Raw genomic sequence first — 15,106 nt, 5'->3', positions numbered from 1 at the left:
GTAGTGTTGTTCATCACTTTTTTCCTAATCTTTGCCTTAAATCAAATCCTAAGTCAATTATACCTAATATCCTCACAATATAAAGGAGAAATGGCATAAGAAATGTAAATACAGCAGCAAGGACAGGCACCGCTTTCGGCCATCCCTTTAAATGACTGAAAAAGAAAATCAGGGACAGGCCTTGAATGACCATGAAAATCTGCAGAATGAAGGCAATATTGACAAGGGCCATAAACCAGTAGCTTCCTTCTGACGGATTAAAAAGGAACGAAGCAATAATGGTTATGAGATAGTACCATAATATGCTTTTCGGCAGGCTCATTTCCCTGAATGGCTTAAAGCCTTCAATCTTAATACCGAATCGTTTGGCGATCGGAAAGGAAACAAGCTGAATGACAAAAACAGAAATGACCGATGTCATGACAAATAAACTCGGCGTTAAGGTCTCAATCATTTTCAGGCCTGCTGTCAGCTGCTCGACTGCCTTATCTGCGTTCTGTCCGAAGCCTTCGAGCATTCCTTGTGAGATTTTAATGGACTCCTCCATCATGCCGATGCCTTCTTTAATGATATTGATATTAAAAAAGGCAACTGCTGCAGCATACTGAAGCAAAAGGGCTGCAAGGAATACGAGCGTGCCCGCAATAAAGGAAGAAGCCCGTCCTTTATTTTCCCTTATAAAAATACCGATTACCGTGCCGGTCAATCCGAATGTCAGAGCAAGCGGAATGCCCATGATGGATCCGATAATCAGCGAAAGCAGGACACCTCCCGTCAGAAAGACAATCGCGCTCATCCGGTTATTTTTCGCTGCAAACATAATAAACGGAAGAGCCAGGAAGAAAACCGAAACGGTACCGAGAATCGGCACATAGAGCGAAATCAGAAGAAGCACGGCAAAAACCGCGAGAAGCACAGCACCTTCTGTTAATTTATGTACATTATTCATTGATACACCCCTCAAACTGTGTATCCAAAAAGGAGGAAATCTGTTCCCGGCTTTTTGAACCCATATAAGCTCTATTGTAGCTAGTATTAAATGCAGGTTCAACCTTAGTGATTTTAGAAGGGTTCTTAACTTTAACACAATCACGTACTAAAGGAGAACATACTAAAAAAAGACGCCGGATACCAGCGTCTTTTTCTAATTATTATTCACCTGAAACGTATGGCAGTAATGCCATTTGGCGAGCGCGCTTAATAGCAATCGTTAATTTACGTTGGTATTTAGCGTTAGTGCCAGTTACACGACGTGGTAAAATCTTACCGCGCTCAGAGATGAATTTTTTTAGAAGATCCACATCTTTGTAGTCGATGTGAGTGATTCCGTTTGCAGTGAAAAAGCAAACCTTACGACGTTTAGCACGTCCTCCTCTGCGTCCTCCAGCCATGGTCAGTTACCTCCTTTAGCTTTTTATTTTATATATTTCCGTTCATAATCGGGCACTATTAGAATGGCAGGTCGTCATCGGAAATGTCGATTTGGCCGTCATTTGCGAATGGGTCCTGATCCACGCGAGTGTAGTTGCCCTGATTACGATTATCCTGTCGTTGATTCTGATTGCTGTTATTTCCAAATGGGAAATCCTGATCTCTTGGACCGCCGTAGTTCGGATTACCGCCGCCCTGGCCGCCAGAACTATTCTTCGGCTCAAGGAATTGCACACTCTCAGCCTGGACTTCTGTCACGTAAACGCGCTTTCCATCCTGGCCTTCATAGCTGCGGGATTGAATCCGGCCATCTACACCTGCAAGACTTCCTTTTTTAAGGAAATTCGCTACGTTTTCAGCTGGCTTTCTCCATACCACACAGTTGATAAAGTCTGCCTCCCGCTCACCTTGCTGATTCGTAAAAGCACGATTCACGGCAAGAGTGAATGAAGCGACAGGAACTCCGTTCGGGGTATACCGCAAATCAGGATCCTTTGTCAAACGTCCGACAAGAACAACACGGTTCATCATCAGAATCAACTCCTCTCGGTAAAATGCTATATCTATTATTTTTCGTCTTTAACAACGATGTAACGGATGATGTCTTCGCTGATTTTAGCTAAACGAGTGAACTCGTCAACTGCTTTTGATTCAGCATTAACGTTCATAAGCTGGTAGTAGCCATCGCGGAAATCATTGATTTCGTATGCAAGACGACGCTTACCCCAATCCTTTGATTCAGAAACCTCCGCACCATTGTCAGTTAAGATTGTGTTGAAACGCTCAACTAGGGCTTTTTTAGCCTCATCTTCAATGTTTGGGCGGATGATGTACATAACTTCGTACTTTCTCATCACTTTCACCTCCTTTTGGTCTAACGGCCCACAAAGGGCAAGGAGCAATATACATTACTCACAAGTTGAAATTATAGCACATTAAATATGCAAAAGCAATAACACTAGAGTGAATTGGAAGATGGAAGATTATTTTGAAAGAATCATTAAAAAAGAACCCCTAAAAAAAGAGGTCCCCAAATAATTAAACGTTAAAGCGGAAGTGCATGACATCTCCGTCTTTAACAATGTATTCTTTTCCTTCGAGGCGGACTTTCCCTGCTTCTTTCGCAGCTGTCATGTTTCCTGCAGCGACAAGGTCTTCATAGGAAACCGTTTCTGCACGGATGAAGCCTTTTTCAAAGTCAGAGTGAATCACTCCCGCACATTGAGGAGCCTTCATTCCTTTGCGGAATGTCCAGGCACGGACTTCCTGTACACCCGCAGTGAAGTAAGTTGCCAGTCCAAGCAGGTTGTAGGCTGCTCTGATCAGCTGATCAAGGCCGGATTCTTCAATGCCAAGCTCTTGAAGGAACATTTCTTTTTCTTCCCCATCAAGCTCAGCAATTTCAGATTCGATTTTTGCACAGATTACGATCACTTCCGCATTATCCTTTGCGGCAAATTCTTTTACCTGCTGTACATATTCGTTAGAAGAAGGATCCGCTACATCATCCTCGCTTACGTTCGCAACGTAAAGCACAGGCTTGATTGTCAGCAGGTGAAGACCTTTTACAATCTTCATTTGCTCTTCTGTGAATTCAACTGTACGGGCTGGCTTATCGTTTTCGAACGCTTCTTTTAATTTCTCCAGAATTTCAAGCTCGATCACAGAATCTTTATCCTTCTGCTTAGCCAGCTTGCTCACACGGCCAATTCGCTTATCAACTGACTCAAGATCAGCCAGAATCAATTCCAGGTTGATGACTTCGATATCATCAATCGGGTCCACTTTCCCCGCAACGTGTGTAATATTGTCATCCGCAAAACAGCGGACAACCTGACAGATGGCATCCACTTCACGGATATGGGACAGGAATTTGTTTCCAAGACCTTCCCCTTTGCTCGCACCCTTTACGATGCCGGCGATATCCGTAAATTCGAAAGCCGTTGGCACAGTTTTTTTCGGCTGAACCAATTCAGTTAATTTATTCAAACGGTGATCAGGCACTTCCACAATTCCTACATTCGGATCAATTGTACAGAACGGATAGTTCGCAGACTCCGCTCCAGCCTGGGTAATTGCATTAAACAACGTAGACTTTCCGACGTTCGGCAAACCTACAATACCAGCTGTTAAAGCCATCCAAGTCACTCCTCAGTCTAATTTCATCTATTAAAAATACGATTGATTCTCATTTAAACAAGCCTCTAACAATTATAGATAGTTGCCGGAGAAATGTAAAGAAAAGGTGACAGGTACCTATACCCCTTTGCCTGACTGGTATAGGTGCCTGTCACCACTACTGTTAAACCTTCTCTATATTCACAAGGCAGTCATACAATGTGCTTCCAAGGCCGTTGTCCGATTCGCGGCTGGATGTAAGGTTATTGACGGGGCCGCCGAATTTTGCCCAGATGCCTTCATCGATATTGATGGTATCCGGATGGGCTTTCTTCATAATATGGACAAAGCCCTTCATTTCCCCGCGGTCATTCCACACCTTGACATGATCGTTCTCCTGCAGGCCAAGCTTTTCGGCAATATTATCGGCAATTTCGACCTTTGCCTTTGGCTCCGGCTTCAACAGGTGATAATGCTGCGAATGATTGGAGCGAAGAGGGTGAATCGTCAGCAGGGTAAAAGGAAACTGTTCGGCACGCTCTTTATCCGTCCACTTGGTTTCCCGTGGAAGAGCGAGTGTCAGCCTGCTTTCGGAACCCTTTCGGAACGAGGTAAATTCATACTTTCCGCTTGGCGTCTTGAACTGGCGGTCTGCCCAGGGCACCGTATCAACCGGAAGCTCCATATGGTGAGAATTCCTTAAGCTATCAAGCGTGATTCCCTGCTCTTTAAGCGAACCAAGGCCCATGCTGATGAATTCGTCTCTTGTAAAATCGAAATCGGCTCCGAATCCGAGTCGTTTGGCAAGCTCAGTCCATACCCATAAATCAGGCTTCGCTTCACCTGGCGGTTCAGCCAGCTTCGGGCCATGATTGGCATAATGATGATACATGGAAGAATAATAGACATCTTCCTGTTCAAACACGGTTGCAACAGGAAGAACGTAATCGGCCATTTTAGCCGTGTCTGTCATAAACTGATCCATCACAACAACGGTCTCAACAGATGCAAAAGCTTCTCGGACCCTTGAAGAGTCAGGCACCTGGGTTAAAGGATTTCCGCACGTAACGAAGATCATCTTAATTTCAGGATCCTTTGCTGTTAAAATCCCCTCTGCCTGCCGCATCATCGTAAATTGCCTGAAGGCCGTTTTCCGCTCAGGGAGGGTGAGGGCAGCCGCATCAAAGCTCTGTCCTACCTGTCTGTTGGCATAGTTTGCACCACCGCCTGGAATCCCTATATTGCCGCTCACGGCAATCAAAGCATCCATCAGTCTGATCGTGTTCCCGCCGTTTTCGTAGCGCTGCATGCCCAGGCCAAAGAAGGTGGACACGGGGCGATCGCCATACACCGCTGCAAGTTCGGTCATGACTTCTGCAGGCACTTCCGTTTTCTCTGCGATTTCCTCAAGCGTTACACTTTCGAGCAGTTCATTTAGATCTTCAAAACCAACTGAATAGGTATCTATGAAACTTCTATCTTCCAAACCTAGACGGAGCATTTCCTTCATGATGCCGGCCGCAAGCCAGCCATCCATCCCCGGCTTGATAGAAAAATAATAGTCAGCCATTTTAGCCGTCGCATTAAAAATTGGATCAATCACATATAATTTGGCACCCTGTTTCTTTGCCTCCTGCAGCCTTTGATACAGGTGCATATTGGTGCGGGCAACATTTCTGCCCCAGACGACAATGTGCCTGCTGTTTAAAATATCTTCAGGAGCATGGCTGTACGCATCTCCGAAATCCGAGCTCTGAGCTTCAATACCGGCTCCCCAGCAGATTGACCCCACAAGTTCAGTCACGCCGCCATAACAGTTGAAAAAACGCTGATCCAGGTTCGTCAGCAAACCGCCATTGGCATAATCATGGCTATGCAGGATTGAAGTGGTTCCAGCCGTTTCTTTTAGCTCCTTCATTTTCAGGGAAATATCGTGCAAAGCCTGCTCCCAGGAAATTGACACAAATTCTCCATCTACCTTTTTCAGTGGGTGAAGCAGGCGCTCCGGAGAATTGGTTCTGTTTTCAAGCATTCTGCCGCGGCCGCAAATTTTCCCCTTTGTTATCGGATGGTCCGGATCACCATCTACCTTTGTCACCTTACCGTCTTCAACTGTTACATGAAAGCCGCAGCTGTCCCAGCAATTAAGGGGACAGGCTGACTTGAATGTTTGTGCCAACAACCTCATCTCCCTGCAGTTTGTCTCTTATTCCTCATGCTTAACAAGAATTTTCTTCATTTTGCGGGCGAATTCCCTTCTTGGGATCATTACGCTGTGTCCGCAGCCTTCGCACTTAATGCGGATATCTGCTCCCATCCGGATGATTTTCCATTTGTTGGCCCCGCATGGATGAGGCTTTTTCATTTCCACTACATCGTGTAAATCAAATTCTTTTTGCTCCATGTTTATCCCTCCGCATTCAGTTTTGGGTTATCCTGCTCATTCCTTGTGTACATCACCAGGCGCGGGAACGGAATTTCAATGCCATGCTCATCTAAACAAAGCTTAATTTCCTTCCGCAGCTGGCGCGCTATATAAAAATGCCTCATTGGCAGTGTCTCCGAAACAACACGCAGCATCACGTCTGCTGCCGCCATATTTTGGATGCCCAGAATTTCCGGCGGCTTGACCATATCCTCATATTTTTCCGGGAGCTTTTCGAATAATTCCTGAAGGACCTGTTCAACCTTCACAATATCGCCTTCATACGCAATGCTGACATCCACAAAAGCCACACTATTATTCAATGAAAAATTGGTCACCTGCATAATGCTTCCGTTCGGAAGGATGTGAACCTCGCCCGTCCAGTTTTTAATCTTTGTCGTCCGAAGCCCGATTTCTTCTACAGTTCCTTCAAATTGATCAATCCGGATATAATCTCCAACCGAAAACTGATCTTCGAAAATGATGAAAAATCCGGTGATAATGTCCTTCACAAGGCTCTGTGCTCCAAATCCAACAGCCAACCCGACGATTCCCGCACCAGCCAGAAGGGCTTTTACATCAATTGTCAGCACCGATAATATCATGATTGCCGCAACGAAAAACACCACATAGGTGAGCATATTCTCCAGCAGCTTCAGAAGAGTGGCTTCCCTGCGCTCTGAGATTCGGAGCCTGGACGGTGTTCTCACTTTAAAAATATTGCGGATGGCCAGCTTGCCGATTCTAATAAGGATGCTCGTCACGATCAGAATCGCCATAACTTTAAAAATGCCTTCCCCAATGGTTATCCACGTTTCTTCATTCGAAATCTTATCTATCATACCGTTTATCATTTTTTCAATAGGACTCATGGTTTCACCTGCTCATTTTTAGTGAAAATATAGAAAAGCGGAAGGCGCCCGCTTATAAAGGAACGCAGACTAAAACCGCCACGTCCTCCCAAAAGCTACCGCTTTCGGTCGTGCGATGTTTATGCTGACGAAGCCATCCTTGTCCTGCGGGCCTCAAGCATAAGACGAGCCGGCTGAAGGTTGTTCTTTAACCTTTTGGCCGGATTGAAAGAAATGTTGAGGCGACTGCCCAGGGACGACCAGCATAAGACGGTCCCTGTAAGAAGGTGTTTTTCCTTCTGGAAGGGAACGTCTTAGACCCGAGAGTCCCTAGGAGCCGAAACAAGACAAGCTTAGACCCGAGAGCCGATGGCGCCTGGAGCTAGACAGTTATCGCGTTCAAAACTTCAAGTCTTTATCTTGAATGAAATTATACTGCATCTTGCCCCTCAGTGCGAATCCCTCTGTAAAACAAAATTATTTTATCAATTTTTCTCATGGCTTAACAGTTAAAAAACCGATTGTTTAACGATTAAATAATACAGGTATGTATAGATTACACAAAAATTCCGTATACTGTTAAAAACGTATAAATACTGTTTTTCGGGCATGGCAAGGATTAAAAAGGGAGTGGACCTATATGAACTTCAAACCAAACTTGTTTGACAAAAAAGGCGGGGCTTCTGCCAGAATCCCGCATGAAGAAACAAACTCTGCAGAAAAATTGGCTGCTGAGCTGAAGAATATTCTGCCTGCAGGCATCGGCTGCCGTCCGATCGTGTTTGTCTGCATTGGCACAGACCGCTCAACAGGTGATTCATTAGGTCCGCTGGTCGGCACACTCCTTGAGGAAAAATCCATTTCATCCTTCCATGTGTACGGAACATTGGAGGACCCGATCCATGCCGTGAACCTGGAAGAAAAACTGAACGAAATCAAAAAGAAGCATTTCAATCCCTTTATTATCGGAATCGACGCCTGTCTGGGCCGTCTGAAAAGCGTCGGAGTCATCCAAATTGGAGACGGACCCGTCAAGCCGGGTGCCGGAGTCAATAAAGACCTGCCGGAAGTAGGGGATATGCACATCACCGGCATCGTCAACGTCAGCGGATTCATGGAATTCTTCGTCCTCCAGAACACCAGGCTCAATCTCGTCCTGAAAATGGCAAAAACCATCGCTGAGGGGATCTATGAAGCCAGCCTGACCCACCAGACAGCACCGGCATGGCCTGCATTTAAGTGGGAACTGAACCGTGAACAAACACCTTAATAGAGTGGAAAGCCGCAGGGGAGTGAGCCTGCGGTTTTTTGTTGGGCAGGGGAGGGGGATGGTGCATACATCCGTTTTGTGGGCCGGTCCTTCATTTTTCGCGCTCGTCCTGCTCTCTGTTTTGATCGTCAATTCCGTTCTCTGTAACGAGGAATTGCGGCAAATGTGAGATAAAATGAGAAACTTGTTAGATAAACTTCAAAATTTGCTGGATAAATTCACAAACCTGTTAGATAAACCGCCAAGCACACTCCTTTTTCCGGAAAAACAGCTGACTTGAGCACAAATCTTGCGCACTTACTTCAAAATTTGCGCGGTTCCAGCCAGTTTTAACGCCATTCCGGCATAAAAAATGCACAGCAAGCACACCAACACCCGTGCCCGCAGTGCACATCCCATTCACCTAAAAATAAATCCCGTAAAAATAAACAACCGACACAATCACTCCTGTAACCACAATTCCCGGAAGCAGGTTCGCCACCCGGATTTTCGTAATGCCAGTCAAATTCAGTCCAATCGCAAAGATCATGATTCCGCCTGTTGCGGTCATTTCCTTGATAAAGCTGTCCATCAGAAGCTGGGGGACAAACCGGTCGATTTGGGTGGCAAATAGAGCAATGAGTCCTTCATACAGCATCACCGGAAAAGCTGAAAAGAGCACACCGATCCCTAATGTAGTCGTTAAGATGAGGGAGGTGAAGCCGTCAATAATCGATTTGGTATAGAGCACCGAGTGATCGCCCCGGATACCGCTGTCAAGCGCGCCGATGATGGCCATAGCGCCAATGACAAAGATGAGTGTAGCCGTTACGAAGCCCTGCGAAATGCTGCCTTGTCCTTTGGAGCCAATTTTGCTTTCAAGCCAATCGCCAAGCTTGTTGAGTTTATCTTCGAGAGCAAAGTACTCTCCAATCACCGTTCCGAACACAAGGCTCAAAATCACCACGAGGAAATTCTCGCTTTTAAAGCCCATTTGCAGGCCGAGCACCATGACAGCAAGGCCAATCGCATGCATGACAGTGCCCTTCATGTTTTCGGGAATGCGATGGAGCAATTTCCCCAGCAGTGTTCCAATAATAATCAATAATCCATTCACAAGTGTACCTAGCAGAAACATCGTCTTCACCTTATTATTTCGCAATGCGAATTATTTTCTATTAAAATTACCACGAAAGGCCTGAGCCTACAATCCTTTTTTATGGAATCCTGTAAAAAAATAAACCATCATAAAGATGGCTTACTGATGTGTTTCTAAAAGCTCCATAATGCGTTCCAAATCTTCTTTTGAGAAAAATTCAATCTCAATTTTCCCTTTGTTTTTGGACTGTTTAATATGGACGGTCGTTCCGAACCGTTCCCTGAGGGAGGATTCGCGTTCCTTAATAAAGATATCCTTTTGAACTGCCGGCTTTTTCGTTTCACGTGAAACATCGTTCAGCTGCTGAATCAGCTGTTCAAGCTGACGGACATTTAAGCCGTCTTTAACTGTTTTTTCAACAAGTGCCTGCAGTTTTTCTTTTTTTCGCAGCCCCAACAGCGCTCTTCCGTGTCCCATGGAAATTTTGCCGTCTGAAATCAATCCCTGAATTTTCGGAGGAAGGGATAGCAGGCGAACATGGTTGGCAATATGCGGCCTGCTTTTTCCCAGGCGCTTGGCCAATTCCTCTTGTGTCACCTTAAGCTTCTCCATCAGCAGCTGGTACGCAGCAGCTTCTTCAATCGGCGTTAGGTCTTCACGCTGCAGATTTTCAAGAACAGCCAGCTCCATCATTTGCTGTTCAGTCAGCTCTCTTACAACAACAGGAACTTTCTCCAAGTTGGCTTCTTTTGCTGCCCGGTAGCGGCGTTCCCCAACTACAATTTCAAAGCCTTTGATGCTTTTGCGGACGATGATCGGCTGCAGTATTCCATGTTCAAGGATGGATTGCTTCAGCTCCTCGATGGCTTCCTTTTCAAACACCTTGCGCGGCTGATAAGGGTTTGGACGAATGTCCTTTATTTTTACTTCCTGTACGGTTTCTTCACTTTCGCTTTCAGCATTATTGAAAAAAGCATTCAGACCTTTTCCTAAACCTTTAGCCATTTGAAACCACTTCCTTTGCCAGTTCTAAATATACTTCAGCTCCGCGTGACTTCGGATCATAAGTAATGATAGGTTCTCCATGGCTCGGAGCCTCTCCCAGACGCACATTGCGGGGGATGATTGTTTTATAGACTTTATCCTGAAAATACTTTTTCACTTCTTCAATGACCTGAATGCCAAGATTTGTACGGGCATCAAGCATTGTCAGCAGAACGCCTTCAATTTTTAAATCATGGTTCAGATGCTTCTGCACAAGGCGAACCGTATTCAGAAGCTGGCTCAGCCCTTCCAGTGCATAGTACTCGCACTGCACGGGTATGATTACGGCATCCGAAGCGGTCAGCGAATTTATCGTCAGTAATCCGAGGGAAGGAGGACAGTCGATAATCACATAATCAAAGTTTGCCTTTACTTCCTCAAGAGCCCTCTTTAACCTGACTTCCCGTGAGATCGTCGGCACCAGTTCAATTTCTGCGCCTGCCAGCTGAATGGTTGCCGGGATGGCGTATAAGTTCTCTACCGAAGTAGGTTTAATGACCTTGGATGCTTCCACATCATCCACGAGGACGTCATAGATGCAATGATCGACATCCGCTTTTTCAATGCCGATTCCGCTTGTGGCATTGCCCTGCGGATCAATGTCGACCAGCAGCACTTTCTTGCCTATGTATGCCAGGCATGCGCCAAGATTGACGGAAGAGGTCGTTTTGCCGACTCCGCCTTTCTGGTTCGCAACGGCTATAATCTTGCCCACAGTGTCACCTGCTTTCATCTATCAATATTCCAATCTATCTATCTGCGAATTTATTCGTATCGTTAAATCACGTAGTCTATTTTATCACGAAAAACAGGGCAGAATAATTTTTTTGTAAAAAATAAGAAGATTCTAATAGTCTTTTTATCGTCCTTCAAAGAAAAGCGCAAGCGCCTTGGTCACCCCCGACAAGCACAAGACGAGCCTCCCGGAAAGGCGTTCTTTGCCTTTTTGGGAGGATTGGCTTGTGACCTCGAGGGGGTAGGCGCTGGAGCTAGACAGTTATCAAAGTTCAAAAATTATATACTTTCTTATCCTTCAAAAAAAACGCGAAAAATAAAACGGGGAGCCCCCGCTTTATTTCTCGCGTAAAAAAAATTATTTCTTTTTAGGAATCTTGATCGTGATTTGATAAAATTCATCAAATTCTTCTTCTTCAGAATCAAGATTAATGCCGCTGTCAGAAACCATGGATAAAGATTGCCTGATCGTGTTGACCGCAATTCTCATATCCTTGCTGAAAGCCTTTCGTTTCGGCTTCGGCTTTGGATTTTTCTGTTCGAGAATTTTGACAACCCGGTCTTCCGTCTGCTTCACATTGAGATTCTTTTCCACAATCTCCTGAAGCAGGGCGACCTGCTTCTCCGGGTCCTTCAGCGGGATGAGTGAACGGGCATGCCGCTCTGTGATTGATTTGTTTAGCAATGCATCCTGGACAGGCTGCGGCAATTTCAGCAGCCGAAGCTTGTTGGCAACGGTTGACTGGCCTTTTCCAAGGCGTTGTGCCAATGCTTCCTGTGTCAGGCTATGCAGCTCTAAAAGTTTTCCGTAGGCAACAGCTTCTTCAATCGGTGACAATTCTTCCCTTTGAAGATTTTCAATTAAAGCTACTGAAGCCGTTTCGGTATCGCTAAGATTTTTGACAATAGCAGGAGCTTCTTCCCAGCCCAGTTTTTTCATGGCCCGGTATCTGCGTTCACCTGCTATGATTTCAAACTGGCCATCTTCAAATTCCCGTACGACGATTGGCTGGATGATTCCATGCGTATGGATAGTCCGGGAAAGCTCTTCTATTTTTTCATCATCAAACACCGTTCTTGGCTGGAAACGGTTGGGGACGATTTGATCAATAGGAATTTTCTTAACTTCTTCTCTGTCGCTTAAGTCTTCAACAATATCCAGCTGTTCTTCTGCTGGTTTTTCCGCTGTAACTTGTTCTCCCTTTTCGCCTAGGCCAAAAAAGCGTGAGAAAGAATGCTTCATCACCCTGCACCACCTTTACGAAACTCCCTATAACATATTCTCTATCATCATGACAAATCCTGCCGGACAGGAGCAATATAAATATCTGGAAAAATCGAAACGTTTACACCATTATGTCATACAATGGCAAATTGCGCACCCTATTCAATTGGTGTTTTATTGGGTGTCCCCGGCTTTCGCGGGTACTTTTTAGGAGTGCTCTTTTCTTTTTTTATGATTAGAATATTGCGCTCACTTTCTTCCTCAGGCAGCGTGAACGTGTGGGAATCCACAAGTTTTCCGCCCAGCACCGAGACGGCCTTTTTGCCGGCATCCAGTTCTTCCTTTGCACTGGCACCCTTCATGGCCACAAATGTGCCTCCAGTTTTCGCCAGCGGCAGACAAAGCTCGCTTAAAACGGATAATCTGGCTACAGCTCTTGCTGTCACAACATCAAAAGACTCGCGGTATTCCTTGTTCTGTCCAAAGGTTTCCGCACGGTCATGGATAAAGCGGACATTCTCAAGCCCAAGCTTCTTCGCCAAATGCTCCAGAAAACCAATGCGCTTATTAAGCGAGTCAACAATCGTAATATGTAAACCCGGAAAAGCAATTTTAATCGGTATGCTCGGGAAGCCTGCCCCCGCCCCGACATCACAGACCGTTAGCGGCTGGCTGAAATCAAAGTAAAAAGCCGCGCTAATGGAGTCATAGAAGTGCTTTAAATACACATCTTCCTTTTCCGTAATGGCTGTTAAATTCATTTTTTCATTCCATTCCACCAGGGTGGAATAGTAGGTGTCATATTGCTGCAATTGCTGTGGCGAAAGGGCAATCCCCTTCGCCGCCAGCATTTCAGTAAATTGTTCGGTATTCATTTATGAATCCTTTCCGTTCTCTGACATAATCGGATTTTCCTCTTTACTCAGCTGAAACCCGTGCAATTCTCCCCTGCTCTAAATAAACAAGCAAAATGGAGATATCGGCAGGATTAACTCCGGAAATTCGCGAAGCCTGTGCAAGAGATAACGGCCTTACTTCCTTCAGCTTTTGTCTTGCTTCGGAAGCCAGTCCATTAATATCATCATAATCGATGTTTTCAGGGACCTTTTTGTTTTCCATTTTCTTCAGACGCTCTACCTGCTGAAGGGACTTCTCAATATAGCCCTCATACTTAACCTGGATTTCCACCTGCTCGGTTACATCCGGATCAAGCGCAGTTTCAGCCGGAACGAGCTGCCCGATATGCTCATACGTCATTTCCGGACGCTTCAGAAGATCTGAGGCGCGGATGCCGTCTTTCAGCTCGCTTCCGCCCTGGCTTTTGATCAGCTCCTGAACGTCAGAAGTAGGCTTGATGATGATGCCCTTAAGACGTGCCTTCTCGTCTTCTATCGCCTGCTTTTTCAGCTGGAATTTTTCATAGCGTTCTTCACTGATCAGACCGACTTTGCGGCCAAGCTCCGTTAAACGCAAGTCGGCATTATCATGGCGAAGCAGCAGACGGTATTCCGCTCTTGAAGTCAGTAGACGGTAAGGCTCATTCGTTCCTTTGGTTACAAGGTCATCAATCAGGACGCCAATATAGGCATCTGAACGGCTTAAAATGACTTCTTCCTTATCCAGCGATTTCAATCCGGCATTCATGCCTGCCATTAATCCCTGGCCGGCAGCTTCTTCATAGCCTGATGTCCCGTTGATCTGGCCCGCCGTGTAGAGATTTTTCACCTTTTTGGTTTCCAGTGTCGGCCATAATTGCGTTGGGACGATGGAATCATATTCAATCGCATAGCCGGCACGCATCATCTGCACCTTTTCAAGTCCAGGGATCGTTCTGAGAATCTGCTGCTGCACATCCTCAGGCAAGCTTGTTGAAAGCCCCTGCACATATACTTCCTGAGTATTGCGGCCTTCAGGCTCAAGGAAAATTTGATGGCGCGGCTTATCGTTAAAGCGGACAACCTTATCTTCAATGGACGGGCAATAGCGCGGACCAGTTCCTTTTATCATGCCGGAGTACATTGGCGAGCGATGAAGATTATTGTCGATTAAGGTATGCGTTTCAGCATTTGTGTATGTCAGCCAGCAAGGGAGCTGGTCTGTAATATACTTGGTTGTTTCATAAGAAAAAGCTCTTGGCACATCATCGCCAGGCTGGATTTCCGTTTTGCTGTAATCAATGGTATGGCTGTTAACGCGCGGCGGCGTTCCAGTTTTAAAACGGACCAGGTCAAAGCCAAGCTCCTGCAGATGCTCTGAGAGCTTAATGGATGGCTGCTGGTTATTAGGCCCGCTTGAGTACTTCAGTTCACCAAGGATTATTTCTCCTCTTAAGAAGGTTCCGGTCGTAATGACGACCGCTTTTGAATGATACACGGCGCCTGTCTGGGTGACAACGCCCCTGCATTCTCCATCTTCAACAATCAGACGTTCAACCATTCCCTGAATAAGCGTCAGGTTCCGTTCATTTTCCAGTGTTTTTTTCATTTCATGCTGATATGTGAACTTATCGGCCTGTGCTCTTAATGCACGTACGGCTGGGCCTTTTCCTGTGTTCAGCATACGCATCTGAATATGCGTTTTATCAATATTCTTGCCCATTTCTCCGCCAAGGGCATCGATTTCCCTTACGACGATTCCTTTTGCAGGTCCCCCGACTGAAGGGTTACAAGGCATAAAGGCTACCATATCCAGGTTGATTGTAATCATTAATGTCTTTGCGCCGAGGCGGGCCGAAGCAAGGCCTGCTTCCACACCCGCGTGTCCGGCTCCGACTACTATGACATCATAACTTCCAGCTTCATATGTCATGATGCGGCCTCCTTTGCTGCAATCAGGCAAGCACAGACCCAAGCTCAGCAGAGGCTGGACCGGCCGATTGCAAAAGTTAAAAAATCTATTTCCGCTGCGTCAGCTGACACAGCCTGCTTAA

The 15,106-nt window shown here is 45.8% G+C and carries 15 protein-coding genes; 1 reads left to right on the top strand and 14 read right to left on the bottom strand.

Annotated elements, in window-relative coordinates:
- Positions 1 to 13: 13 nt before the first annotated feature.
- From AC3WTL_RS19010 to AC3WTL_RS18975, 8 genes are all read right to left on the bottom strand, one after another.
- Complete coding sequence (locus AC3WTL_RS19010) at positions 14 to 949, bottom strand: YybS family protein (RefSeq protein ID WP_226618923.1); 936 nt, start codon at positions 947 to 949, stop codon at positions 14 to 16.
- A gap of 202 nt (positions 950 to 1,151) precedes the next feature.
- Entirely contained in the window at positions 1,152 to 1,391 is a 240-nt protein-coding gene (gene rpsR, locus AC3WTL_RS19005; RefSeq protein ID WP_009332461.1) for a 30S ribosomal protein S18, read from the bottom strand.
- A gap of 58 nt (positions 1,392 to 1,449) precedes the next feature.
- Entirely contained in the window at positions 1,450 to 1,962 is a 513-nt protein-coding gene (gene ssb / locus AC3WTL_RS19000) for a single-stranded DNA-binding protein (protein WP_048010214.1), read from the bottom strand.
- A 35-nt stretch (positions 1,963 to 1,997) separates the two neighbouring features.
- Positions 1,998 to 2,285: a 30S ribosomal protein S6 gene (rpsF, locus tag AC3WTL_RS18995; RefSeq protein ID WP_048010213.1), complete on the bottom strand. Its 288-nt coding sequence runs from the start codon at positions 2,283 to 2,285 to the stop codon at positions 1,998 to 2,000.
- Positions 2,286 to 2,469: 184 nt separating this feature from the next.
- On the bottom strand, positions 2,470 to 3,570 hold the full coding sequence (gene ychF / locus AC3WTL_RS18990; protein ID WP_492369877.1) for a redox-regulated ATPase YchF: 1,101 nt from the start codon (positions 3,568 to 3,570) through the stop codon (positions 2,470 to 2,472).
- Between the two features lie 163 nt (positions 3,571 to 3,733).
- Positions 3,734 to 5,728: a molybdopterin-dependent oxidoreductase gene (locus AC3WTL_RS18985; protein WP_263599165.1), complete on the bottom strand. Its 1,995-nt coding sequence runs from the start codon at positions 5,726 to 5,728 to the stop codon at positions 3,734 to 3,736.
- Between the two features lie 27 nt (positions 5,729 to 5,755).
- On the bottom strand, positions 5,756 to 5,953 hold the full coding sequence (locus tag AC3WTL_RS18980; RefSeq protein ID WP_035328295.1) for a DUF951 domain-containing protein: 198 nt from the start codon (positions 5,951 to 5,953) through the stop codon (positions 5,756 to 5,758).
- 2 nt (positions 5,954 to 5,955) lie between these two features.
- Positions 5,956 to 6,846 carry a mechanosensitive ion channel family protein gene (locus tag AC3WTL_RS18975; protein WP_076262934.1) on the bottom strand — a complete coding sequence of 297 codons (891 nt, stop codon included), beginning with the start codon at positions 6,844 to 6,846 and terminating at the stop codon, positions 5,956 to 5,958.
- Between the two features lie 619 nt (positions 6,847 to 7,465).
- Here AC3WTL_RS18975 and yyaC point away from each other — a divergent pair.
- A complete protein-coding gene (yyaC, locus tag AC3WTL_RS18970; protein ID WP_492369876.1) occupies positions 7,466 to 8,095 on the top strand; it encodes a spore protease YyaC in 630 nt (209 codons plus the stop codon).
- A gap of 403 nt (positions 8,096 to 8,498) precedes the next feature.
- Here the strand turns inward: yyaC and AC3WTL_RS18965 are convergent, their stop codons facing one another.
- From AC3WTL_RS18965 to mnmG, 6 genes are all read right to left on the bottom strand, one after another.
- The gene (locus AC3WTL_RS18965) at positions 8,499 to 9,212 is read right to left on the bottom strand and encodes a DUF554 domain-containing protein (protein ID WP_048010207.1); all 714 of its coding nucleotides are present in this window, start codon (positions 9,210 to 9,212) and stop codon (positions 8,499 to 8,501) included.
- Positions 9,213 to 9,332: 120 nt separating this feature from the next.
- The gene (locus AC3WTL_RS18960; RefSeq protein WP_222501660.1) at positions 9,333 to 10,178 is read right to left on the bottom strand and encodes a ParB/RepB/Spo0J family partition protein; all 846 of its coding nucleotides are present in this window, start codon (positions 10,176 to 10,178) and stop codon (positions 9,333 to 9,335) included.
- The gene (locus AC3WTL_RS18955; RefSeq protein WP_048010276.1) at positions 10,171 to 10,932 is read right to left on the bottom strand and encodes a ParA family protein; all 762 of its coding nucleotides are present in this window, start codon (positions 10,930 to 10,932) and stop codon (positions 10,171 to 10,173) included. Before AC3WTL_RS18955 ends, AC3WTL_RS18960 begins: the two co-directional genes overlap by 8 nt.
- A gap of 378 nt (positions 10,933 to 11,310) precedes the next feature.
- Positions 11,311 to 12,195 carry a nucleoid occlusion protein gene (noc, locus tag AC3WTL_RS18950; RefSeq protein ID WP_035328309.1) on the bottom strand — a complete coding sequence of 295 codons (885 nt, stop codon included), beginning with the start codon at positions 12,193 to 12,195 and terminating at the stop codon, positions 11,311 to 11,313.
- 140 nt (positions 12,196 to 12,335) lie between these two features.
- The gene (gene rsmG, locus AC3WTL_RS18945) at positions 12,336 to 13,052 is read right to left on the bottom strand and encodes a 16S rRNA (guanine(527)-N(7))-methyltransferase RsmG (protein ID WP_048010204.1); all 717 of its coding nucleotides are present in this window, start codon (positions 13,050 to 13,052) and stop codon (positions 12,336 to 12,338) included.
- A gap of 43 nt (positions 13,053 to 13,095) precedes the next feature.
- The gene (gene mnmG / locus AC3WTL_RS18940) at positions 13,096 to 14,985 is read right to left on the bottom strand and encodes a tRNA uridine-5-carboxymethylaminomethyl(34) synthesis enzyme MnmG (RefSeq protein ID WP_252220510.1); all 1,890 of its coding nucleotides are present in this window, start codon (positions 14,983 to 14,985) and stop codon (positions 13,096 to 13,098) included.
- Positions 14,986 to 15,106 lie beyond the last annotated feature (121 nt).

It is taken from the genome of Cytobacillus sp. EB106-05-05-XG126, assembly GCF_058791715.1.
This window is presented reverse-complemented; position numbering and strand designations above follow the sequence as displayed.